This window comes from Pelagibius sp. Alg239-R121 (assembly GCF_947331435.1).
Classification (GTDB): Bacteria; Pseudomonadota; Alphaproteobacteria; order Kiloniellales; family Kiloniellaceae; genus Denitrobaculum.
This window is the reverse complement of the sequence record NZ_CAMZOF010000027.1, coordinates 1-10658: the sequence shown is the minus strand read 5'-3', so window position 1 is coordinate 10658 and position 10658 is coordinate 1. Positions and strand designations below refer to the sequence as shown.

Genomic DNA, 10658 nt, shown 5'->3' with positions numbered 1-10658 from the left:
ACGGCGACGATACTTCATGTCCAACACTCCATCTTTCCTCAAAGACTAAAGTGTTGCGGCCACCTGTTGAGACCACCGTCATTAGCGGACATGGATCGGATCAAGCCAGATGTCAGATCTGTCCACAAAGCACCAGTTCAAGCTTCATGCAGCGAAGGGCAGCTTCCCGCCCTTCTCCCCGAAGACGAACGAAAGAAGCCGGACCAGGTTCCCGGGGTCCGGCTTCCGTATGTTCGGCAATCAGGCTCCGTTGATCAGGGTATTGGTGTCCAGATCGGCCAGATCGTTGAAGGCATCGTCCAGATCCTGGAACACCACCGTCGAACCACTCTGCAGTTCCAGCGTGACTACATCGCCAGTCTTGCTGAAAGAAGCGACCGCATCTTCAATACCAATGTCCGTGCCGGCATCACTGCCATCCACCACATCGTCGAAGGACAAAAGGTCGCCACTATCGGCGGAGAAGTCGAAGATGGTGTTGGTGCCTTCGTTCACACTAAGGCTAAACACGAAGGTGTCGTCGCCCGAGCCACCGAAGAGCTGGTCGTCTCCCCCGCCGGCAATCAGGATATCCGCACCACCCTGCCCGAGTAGGATGTCATCGCCTTCACCGCCGTCGATCAAGTCTGCCTCACCACGGGTGTCGTCCGAAGACTCTTGAACGAAACGTTCCTGGTTATCCTGGATGAAGGTCATGACCTCGAGCTTGCTCGGCGTATGTCCGAGAGTCGCAGTCAAGTGGTCGACCAGCGTCTGGTAACCACCTCCGGCTTCACCGGTCGCGCCCAAGCCGCCCTCTTCGACCGGGTCGAGCATCCAGTCGGTATCGATCACGTCACCGAAGATCAAATCATTGCCCTCGCCGCCGATGATCTCATCTTCACCGACTTCGTTCAGGATCGTCAGGGTCTGGTCTCCGAGCAGGGTCGAAAGGTCGCTCGCATCCTCGACGATGACCGTGGTGGAGTCGGCATTGCCCTCGCCTGCGACCTGAGCCAGCTGCTCGGGCACGATCTCCGTACCGATGCCGAAGACATGGACGCTGACATCGATCCCCTCGAAATCGATCGAGGCGTCGTAGCCATCGTTGTCTTCGCCATCGCTCAGAAAATAGACCTTGTTAATGGCGCCGTCATGCCGGTCGTCCTCGTTGAGGAAGTCTTCAACCGCCTGCATTGGGTTTTCGAACTGCGTGCCGTCCGAGGCTCCCAGGCTGGCGATCACGCTCTCCAGAGCCTCACCTGACTCATTCTCAAACCGATCATCGACCGCATCGTAGGTGAAGACCTGATTGACAACCACGTCACCGTTGAAGGCGACCAGTTGGAATGTCGTCAGGCTGTTGTTTGTCAGTTGATCACGTAGGGAGCCATGCAGGGCCGTGAAAGCTTCCTTGGCCTCGACGAGACCGGCTTCCTTCGGGTCGACGTTTTCACTGCGCGGTTCGCCGACGCGCTCTGCGCCGCTGTCGGTGTAGACCAAGGGCTGAACCGAAACGTTGAAGCTTGGCTCATTGAGATCAAGCGTACCGTCCGGCAGACGGATGATCAGATCGCCCATCTGGTCATCGCTCAGAATAGCCGTGCCCGAGCTGTCGACGTATACGGAGTCCTCAAATGCGTCACCATACTGCACATACGAGAACGGCGGCAGGCCTTCGAACAAGTAGGCGTCGGCATCAGGTCCCGAGGTCTGATAGTCAGGGATATTGACCCGGACGAAGCTCATGGAGTCCGACACGTCGATCACGTAGGAGACGTTTACCGCCACGTCCGTGGAGCCCGCACCGCCGACGTCACCGCTTAGGATATCGTCGCTGTCGCTGCCGAGGATCTCGCCCTCTGTAGGCGAATTTTCACCGGGAACATGATGCGGTGTGTCGCTCGAGGCTTCGTCATTGTCGTTGCTGCCGACCACCAGATCGGGGTCTTCCGCCACGTCATTGTCGACGATGACGTCCGCGGAGTCGCTCGCGGTGGCCGTAATGTCGGTATGGCAGTAACCCTCGTCCCGCGCAGTGGCCGTGACCGTCAGGGTGCCGAGATCGGCGTCGCTATCGGAAGGCGCCGTCACCTCGAAGCTGGTTGTGACTGACGCATCATTCAAACCAATCACCTTGGCCGTAGTGCCATCCTCCGAAACCGAAACGCTCGACCCCGGATAATCCAGCTCGATCTGGCTGAAGTCATAAGTCGCATTCGGATCGAGGCCGGTGATCTCGAAATCCGTGATCACATCATCGCCCGAAGCTGTCGCAGTGAACTGCACCGTGCCGGTCTTGCCTTGCTCGATCTCAATCGCGCCACTGTCGGCGTCAACCTGGATTTCGACCGTCGGCTCGGCCACGCCCGGTTCGATGCCCACGGTCAGAGTCGCGCTCGAAGTATCGCCGTCCGCATCACGCAGGGTGTAGTCAAAAGTTTCCTCGACCGGGGCGCAGTCATAAGTGGTGACGTTCACAATCGAGAAGTCACTATTGGTATGACCCGGTCCACCGTTGTCCACCGGCGTCACCCGTATGTAACTGAAGGCTTCCTCGCTGGTCACATTCACAGTGACAAGACCGTCGTAGTCACCGCGCACGGTTTCGAGCGTCACCCTTTCCCAGTTTTCTCCGTCACTCGAAACCTCAACGATCAGCTGTTCGACAAAGCCATCATCATAGAGATCGCCATTGAATAGCGCCCCAACGGTCAAACTGGCCGCGTCAGCCGGTCCGGGCAGGCCGATTTCGATAAACTCGTAAGCCGCACCCTCCGCTAGTCCCTCAGCGGGGCGGTAAGAGGTCTCCGCCCAGTCACCGTTGCCCTCGTCGCGGACGCTGCCGATGCCGCCGTAGAGGTTCCCGTCTTCGATGTACAGCTCTTTCTCATTGAGCTCGATGCCCTCATCGTAGCTGTTGGTCTCGCTGTTCCAGCGGGACGCAGATATCGTGAAGCCTTGATCCTCAAAAGAAGCCACCCATTCTTCAATCGTCTTATACAGGCTCTCTTCAGGTTCGAAACCGGCTGTCGCGATTTCTCTCTGATGATCCGCATCCGCCGACTGATAGCTGTAATCGCCGGCGTCGGTACCGGTCATCACAACGGAGAGGCTGCCGCCCTGTTCGGTTTCGTTGATGACCAGCGTCGTGCCATCGAAGCTGTAGTCGACGTTCTCCACCGGCGCCGTTTCACCGCCGGACACGCTCAAAGCGGAGCCATCGGCATTCAGCTCATAGGTCACACCATTGTGGACGATCCGGCTGATGACGCCGGGCTGGTCCGCGCCGACTTCGTCGACCCCATCGGGTCCGGCGTCGCTGATCAGGTTGCCCGTGGCGACAGAGTTCTCCTCGACCCTATCGACGTTGTCCTTTGCGACCGGAACGTCATCATCATCGACGATGACCTCCGCTGAGGCACTTGCCGTCGCCGTAATGTCGGCATGGCAGTGACCCTCGTCCCGAGCCGTGGCCGTAACCGTCAGGCTCCCGAGATCTACGTCGCTATCGGACGGCGCCGTGACCTCGAAGCTGGTGGTAACCGACGCGGCGTTCAAGCCAGTCACCGTTGCCGAGGTGCCATCTTCCGAAACCGTAACACTCGCCCCCGGATAATCCAGCTCGATTTGGCGGAAGTCGTAGACCGCATTCGGATCCAGGCCGGTGATCTCGAAATCCGTGATCACGTCATCGCCCGAAGCTGTCGCAGTAACCTGCGCTGTGCCGGTCATGTCTCGCTCGATCTCGACAGTGCCGCTGTCGGCCTCAACCTGGACTTCGACTGTCGGCTCGGCCACACCGGGCTCGATGCCAACGGTCAGGGTCGCGCTTGAGGTATCGCCATCCGCATCGCGCAGAGTGTAGTCGAAAGTTTCCTCGACCGGCGTGCAGTCATAAGCCGTGACACCCACAATCGCGAAGTCACTGTTATTCGAGCTCGACGCACCGTTGTCCACGGGCGTCACCCGAATGTAATTGAAGGGTTCCTCGCTGGTTACATTTACAGTGACGAGACCGTCATAGTCACCGCGCACGGTTTCGAGCGTCACCCTTTCCCAGTTTTCTCCGTCGCTCGACACTTCCACGATCAATTGCTCGACAAAGCCGTAATCGTAGAGATCACCGTTGAAAAGCGCCCCGATGGTCAAGCTGGCCGCGTCAGCCGGTCCGGGCAGGCCGATTTCGATAAACTCGTAAGCCGCTCCTTCCGGTAAACCTTCGACATCGCGATAAGAGGTTTCCGCCCAGTCACCGCCGTCATCGCCGCGGACAGTACCGATGCCGCCGTAGAGATATCTGTCTTCGATCCACAGCTCTTCCGCTTCGAGCTCGATGCCCTCATCGTAGCTGTTGGTCTCGCTGTTCCAGCGGGACGCAGATATCGTGAAACCCTGGTCTTCGAAAGAAGCCACCCATTCTTCAATCGACTTATACAAACTCTCTTCACGTTCGAAGCCCGCTGTCGCGGTTTCCGTCTCGTGATCGGCATCCGCTGCCTGATAGCTGTAGTCGCCGGCATCGTCACCGGTCATCACGACCGAGAGGCTGCCGCCCTGCTCGGTTTCGTTGATGACCAGGGTCGTGCCATCGAAGCTGTAGTCAACATTCTCCACCGGCGCCGGGTCGCCGCCGGACACGCTCAGAGCAGAGCCATCGGCATTCAACTCGTAGGTCACACCGTCGTGGACGATCCGGCTGATGACGCCGGGCTGGTCCGCGCCGACTTCGTCGACCCCATCGGGTCCGGCGTCGGTGATCAGGTTGCCGGTCGCGACCGCGTTCTCCTCGACCGTATCGACGTTGTCCTCAGCGGCCGGAACATCATCGATCACCCTGACGTTGACCGTGCCCTCGACGAAGTCGCCGTCGCTGTCGGTCGCGGTGAAGGAAATCCCCAAATTGAGGAGATCTTCGCCGCTGAGGGAATGATCAAGCTGGCCTTCCAGATTGAAGGTGAACTCGCCAAACTCTCCCGCCGATACGTCGAATACCACAGTGAAAACCGTCGCGCCATTGACTGAGGCCGTCAGCGTCTGGCTGTCGACATCGTAACTGTAGATCACGGGCGCGCCGTTCGAGGTCAGCCCCGCGGGACCGTCGGCAGCACTCACGGACCCGGTGCCGTCAGCGCCAAAATCGACCCCGAGAATTGCAGTTACACTCGTCGGATCCGATCGGTGGCTTCCCGCAGCCAAATCATCTTCGTCAACGATTGTAACCTCCAGATCGTTGACAAGAACCGGCACGTTGTTGCCGTCGGAGTCGGTTGCGGTGTATTCAAAGTTTGTCTCTTCAAAGCCCTGCGAAAGGTCTTCGATCATCTCGGGTGTCTCCTTAACTTGACTTGACTCGCCTTTGAGCCGGTAACGAAAGAAGCCGGACCTGTGCGGAGTGGTCCGGCTTCTACGTCTTCGGCAATCAGCATCTCGGCGTCAAAATACCGACTACACCTATGAGGGTATATATTGACGCTATCACACGCAATAGGATTTTTTAAAATGTCTCTATTGCATAATCGTTGGGTTTTGCAACGGGTGCAGAAAAATCGCTCATCAGCAGAAAGCCGAACATAATGAAAGGGCCGTCGAGTGGATGATTTGAACCTTGGCACCATGGCGGATGCCAATATCACTCTGATCGCCTGGTGCGAAGATTGTCACCACAAGAACCACGGCGACCAGAATGACCTGATCAAACGCCCTGCCCTCTCGCATGAACTTCATCTTTTGTAAACAAAATTTGTATAAACATTATATTGTTCGTTTAAACATTTGTTGAAAACACGAGACACTCCGTAGTTCACCTGAAAGTCGACACCGGAGAAATCCCAGGAGAAAGTGGCTTACCTGGGTTCGAAGGACAGGTGAGCCGCGAGTGGTCGAACCGGAATTCAATGGAGGACTCCATGAACCCAGCTTATCAACTTTCTAACCCCGGCAAGCGCTTCCGGCAGAGTCCCGCCGCAATTAGCCGAATTATCAAAGGGATTGCCCGTTGGCACCGACGGCGCACCACGATCCGTGAACTCCAGAACTTAAGCGACTACTGCCTGACGGATATAGGGTTGGACCGCTCTCAGATTGTCTCGATGGTGGAGGCATTGATTGACGGACGATCTAATTTTGCGGTCGGCCGAGCTGGATCAAAACAAGCATTGTCGTCCGGATACCATGCCACAACGACAAGCCGTTCCTAGAGCCGCAACACAACGAGCGAAAAACACATGCGGCCTGGTTGGCATAGGAGTGAGAGCGACCGTTCGTGACGGAGAAGAGTCATGAACGTGAATCGCCCTCTGAACTTTTAACAAGCGCTGATACGTATTTTTTCTGGCTCCAGAAATAACGATCCGGCGAAAGGTGGAACCGACATGTCTTCAGATATTCAAGCTTCGATCAACACGCACGTCGCAGCCAGAATCCGTAGCCTCCGCGACGAAGTCGGCCTTACGCAGCAGGAGGTCGCACGCCGGCTCGGAATTTCGTTTCAACAGCTGCACAAATATGAACACGGCAAGAACCGGATCAGCGCCGGCCGACTCTATCAGCTTGCCGCCGTGCTTGAGACAAACATCGAGGCATTTTTCGCCGATTACAAGCAGGACGATGCACGGGATACGCAAATGCCGGCTGATGCCGGCCGGTCAACGCCGCGCTTGATGCGCCAGTTCGAAGCTATTTCTTCTACTGAAATCAAGAAGAGCATTTACGGACTCGTTCTCGCGCTCGACAAAACCAGGACGGCGTAATTCTGTAAATGGCAACTTGCTTTTCAAACGAAAAATGTGTGGGTATATGTAAACTTAAAACTCGTTTCTTATGTTCCGTTGACTGTTTTATTTTTCTTTTTTCAATAAAACTCGCTAACAGTCAAAATTATATATTTTACACAACTCACATGAAAGAATGCATTACTTTGTTTATGTGGAGAAATAAATGGCACAAATACTGATAGTCGATGATGAGATACTGATTTGTGAAATGCTTTACGCCCTCCTTACAGGCGCCGGTCACAAAGCGGTGACCGCACCCGATGGAGCTGAAGCAATCAAAGTTATCAAAGAGCACTCGATCGACCTGGTCATTGCAGATATCGTCATGCCGGAAAAAGATGGCCTGGAGTTGATCATCGAGATTAGAAAAACCGCCCCTGACCTGCGGACAATTGCAATCTCGGGAGCGTCACGCATAAGCAATGTCCACTTTCTCGACTTAGCGAAAGGCTGTGGCGCCTCTGAAGCCCTTCACAAACCCATCCGCAACGACCTCTTGCTGGAAGCTGTTGAGAGGTGCCTTGCGGCGTAATCATTAGACTGGCTTATCTGATGATTTGCGATCTGGGCCGATGAGAATCGCTCAACTAGTATTGTCTTCCCGACTAACGAATCTAATTCTGGGTCCCAATTCCTGAGTGGCAAATAGCATGCGAAGAAAACGAAGGACATCAGGGACCCACGCCACACGAGAAGAGTGTGACCACGTTAACGCCGGAAAGTTTGCTCGAGCCATGGAAGAGATCGCGACCAAGCAGTACCGCTTTTTGGTGGAGATGCAGCAGGATGTCTTGCTTGATTTCATCAGACGGCCCTGTTGCAAACATCCGCTGAAGACAGAGTCGTCTTGGTTTTTGACGGATTTCAGGCATAGAGATTGAATATACGGTTGATGAGTTTAGCCTCTGCTTTTGGTCCTGTTTCTCCATAGAACCAGCGATCGAACTGACCTTTCCTGAACATGCGCAAGATCTCAAAGCCTTTGATGGTGGCATAGGCGGTCTTCATGTATTTGAAGCCGAGGGTCGGATTGATCAGGCGCTTCAGCTTGCCGTGATCGCTCTCGAGCCGATTGCTCAGATGGTGTTGTCACGGCAATGGATGGCATTGGCTGTCGCTGCTGATAGCCTGCTCCGATGAAGACAGTCAACTATTGCCGTCACCGGTTTCCAGCGGAGATCATTCAACAAGCCGTGTGGCTCTAATTTCGATTCCCGCTGAGCTTTCGAGACGTTGAAGATCTGCTCGCGGAGCGTGGCATCGATGTGAGTTACGAAACAGTTCGACGCTGGTCGCTGAAGTTCGGGCGGGCTTATGCTCGAAAGCTAAGGCGAGCGCGTCCACGAGCCGCTTCACAGTAACACCTGGATGAAGCATTCGTCTCGATCAATGGCAAGCGCATGTATCTCTGGCGCGCCGTTGACAGCGAGGGTGAGGTTCTGGACGTTCTGGTTCAATCCAGTCGAAGTAAGAAAGCAGCTCTCAATTTGATGCGAAAGTTGCTCAACAAGCAGGGATGCGCACCTAACGCCGTGGTAACAGACAAACTCCCGTCCTACGGTGCTGCGCTGCGAGAACTTGGGATGATCAGCAAACACGTTACCGGCGGAAGGAGCAACAATCGGGCTGAAAACTCGCACTTGCCTGTCCGACAACGCGAGCGACGAATGCAGAGTTTCAAATCGCCTGCGTCAGCCCAACGGTTCCTCTTCACCCACGCTGCGATCTACAATGTCTTCAACTTCCAACGTCATCTGATTTCTCGAACGACACTCCGGTATTTTCGCCGAGAAGCAAAGAAGACATGGCATTCGGTAGTCACTGCAGCCTAAACGGTTAACGTGCCAAAAACTCCCACAGACTGCAAATTGTTACCGTGACAACGCCACTCAGCTTATGCTGCGGGCCAGGGGATTTACGGTCAATCAGACCAGCAGGACCCTCCGCGTTGAAACGCAGAACCCAGTCGCGGATGATCTGAAGCGTAACGCCACCAAGGCCCGCCGCTTCGCTACGCCGAGCGCCCTCGTAGATTAACGCCAGGCAAAGCAGACGACGGGTCTGTTTGGCATCCTTCGAACCCTTCGCAAATTCTCGAAGAGAACCGCCATCAAAATCAGATCGAAGAGCAATAGCAGCAGGCATGGCAAACCTCGTAATCGTTTGCCATGACGAATCACATTGCTCCATCAGCACGCAACTCATTCATGAGTCGGATGCCACGCAAGTTGGTATAATTGGCCATTGCGATCTGAAGCCTTTTTTATGGCCTGGACGAGAAGGATTCCGATCCCAAGCAGAAGCCGGTTGGGAAACTGGAAATTGGCCTTCTGAGGGATTTTGCGAAACTGGAGCCCGACATGAGGACAGCTACAAGGTCATTGATTAAAGAGTTAGCGTCTGCTCGAAAGGGATAAATTCTGCCCCTCTTCGATCACCTGAGCCGGTGCCGAGAACATTATAATGATGTCCAAGGACATCGGCGTCCAAGAAACCCCTTATCAGATGATCTTTGCAGTATCGTAGTAGAAGGGCTCTTTGAGTCGACGTTTCGAGAAGTCAGCGAAGGCGGCTTGCCTCGTGCGCATAAATCTCTTTCTCGACACCTTCTATCAAGCTATGCGGTTCCGTCGTTGAGCAGAACCAATGCGGTGGAAAAGAAGCGTTCGGCCTCTGCGTCCCCTTCCGACCTAGCCTGCTTAATGCGCTCACTTAACATCCAAACCGGATCTAGAAAAACGTCCATGGCTGTCTGGGCAACCTGTGAGGGCGTTGAAATTTTCCAGGGAGAAGTATGCATACCCATCAGTCTCTTCCGGCCACAACAGAAGATGCCCGCGTTGAGCAACGCCTAAGGCACCTGGCGGCTGGAAAACTATAATGATGGAGCGATTCCGGACTGGTGGCCGGGTGTTAGCAACCTGCACAACACGACAGGCGCACTGCCTTTAGGCCAGGAGCCCTGGACCAGCAAGCGCCACCCGGCCATGGAGCCGAGTGTTGTGAGGGGTTGCTACGCCCCACAGCGCCCGTTGACGCTGCAGGGCCAACTTCACCTATTTGGGGTTTTTCTGCAACAAAATTACCTCAATGGTGGTTAAAGAATTGCGCTGATGATCCGGCGCGCCTAGCGTAAAGGTCGTTCGATGATCGGTGCGCGGAGTCTTGGCTGCGTCGAGCGGACAATATCGATGCTCGAGGTCAGTTGCGACCGATGCGGCCGCATCGGTCGGCTAAGGACTCAGCGTTTGGTGAAGACATACGGTCGAAAGATGCTGATGGCGAATTTGGCGATAAAGTTATCGGCCGACTTTCCGAACCGCGAGTGAACGATCTATAACTGATGCAGCCTGTACTTTCCGCAGCTCACGGCGCTTCGTTGATTGTAGACTACTCACTGGATCCGGAGCGCGGCGATCGCCGCACTTACCGCTGCTGATTTCCGCCGCGTCTGACGCTGTTCGTTGGCAACTGACCTCATCAACCTGCTTTTCTTGAATCGACCGTGAGAGGCGAGAGGATTTTGAGATGCAGGAGGTCATTAAGTTTGTCGGCGTCGATTGGTCGGCTTAACAAAAACCCTTGGGCCTCATCGCAATTTCGCTCCGCCAAAAATTTGAGCTGCTCTTCTGATTCAACGCCTTCCGCGACCACGTTGATGTTCATATTGTGCCCTAAGCTGATCACAGCCGAACAGATCGCTGCATCGTGGGCATCGACCATGATGCCCCGCACGAATGACCGATCGATCTTCAAATTATCGACCGGGAAGTTCTTAAGGCGATTAAGCGAAGAATAGCCGGTGCCAAAATGATCAATCGACAGCCTTACACCGAGTTTTTTCAATTCGTAAAGCGTGTTTAAGGTATCCGCACCACCCTCCATCGCAATGCCTTCCGTGAT

The 10658-nt window shown here is 55.0% G+C and carries 8 protein-coding genes and 2 pseudogenes; 5 read left to right on the top strand and 5 right to left on the bottom strand.

Annotated elements, in window-relative coordinates; all coding sequences use genetic code 11:
• Window positions 1-240: 240 nt before the first annotated feature.
• Complete coding sequence (locus tag QMZ18_RS36585) at window positions 241-5304, bottom strand: hypothetical protein (RefSeq protein ID WP_282611389.1); 5064 nt, start codon at window positions 5302-5304, stop codon at window positions 241-243.
• A 267-nt stretch (window positions 5305-5571) separates the two neighbouring features.
• Here QMZ18_RS36585 and QMZ18_RS36580 point away from each other — a divergent pair, with 267 nt between their 5' ends.
• From QMZ18_RS36580 to QMZ18_RS36570, 4 genes are all read left to right on the top strand, one after another.
• Window positions 5572-5715 carry a hypothetical protein gene (locus QMZ18_RS36580; protein WP_282611388.1) on the top strand — a complete coding sequence of 48 codons (144 nt, stop codon included), beginning with the start codon at window positions 5572-5574 and terminating at the stop codon, window positions 5713-5715.
• A gap of 161 nt (window positions 5716-5876) precedes the next feature.
• Window positions 5877-6179 carry a DUF1127 domain-containing protein gene (locus QMZ18_RS37190; protein WP_367575975.1) on the top strand — a complete coding sequence of 101 codons (303 nt, stop codon included), beginning with the start codon at window positions 5877-5879 and terminating at the stop codon, window positions 6177-6179.
• Window positions 6180-6353: 174 nt separating this feature from the next.
• A complete protein-coding gene (locus QMZ18_RS36575) occupies window positions 6354-6731 on the top strand; it encodes a helix-turn-helix domain-containing protein (RefSeq protein ID WP_282611387.1) in 378 nt (125 codons plus the stop codon).
• Window positions 6732-6918: 187 nt separating this feature from the next.
• Window positions 6919-7287: a response regulator gene (locus tag QMZ18_RS36570; protein WP_282611386.1), complete on the top strand. Its 369-nt coding sequence runs from the start codon at window positions 6919-6921 to the stop codon at window positions 7285-7287.
• A gap of 332 nt (window positions 7288-7619) precedes the next feature.
• Here QMZ18_RS36570 and QMZ18_RS36565 read toward each other — a convergent pair.
• Window positions 7620-7838, bottom strand: a pseudogene (locus tag QMZ18_RS36565) (DDE-type integrase/transposase/recombinase); the annotation flags it as partial.
• A gap of 53 nt (window positions 7839-7891) precedes the next feature.
• Between QMZ18_RS36565 and QMZ18_RS36560 the strand changes: the two are divergent.
• Window positions 7892-8587 (top strand): annotated as a pseudogene (locus QMZ18_RS36560) (IS6 family transposase).
• A 4-nt stretch (window positions 8588-8591) separates the two neighbouring features.
• On the opposite strand, the gene QMZ18_RS36555 reads toward QMZ18_RS36560, so the two are convergent.
• The 3 genes from QMZ18_RS36555 to QMZ18_RS36545 form a co-directional block, all read right to left on the bottom strand.
• Window positions 8592-8900: a helix-turn-helix domain-containing protein gene (locus QMZ18_RS36555; RefSeq protein ID WP_322097699.1), complete on the bottom strand. Its 309-nt coding sequence runs from the start codon at window positions 8898-8900 to the stop codon at window positions 8592-8594.
• Window positions 8901-9372: 472 nt separating this feature from the next.
• Complete coding sequence (locus tag QMZ18_RS36550) at window positions 9373-9561, bottom strand: hypothetical protein (protein WP_282611385.1); 189 nt, start codon at window positions 9559-9561, stop codon at window positions 9373-9375.
• Window positions 9562-10235: 674 nt separating this feature from the next.
• On the bottom strand, window positions 10236-10658 hold a 423-nt coding region (locus QMZ18_RS36545), incomplete at its 5' end, for an EAL domain-containing protein (protein WP_282611384.1).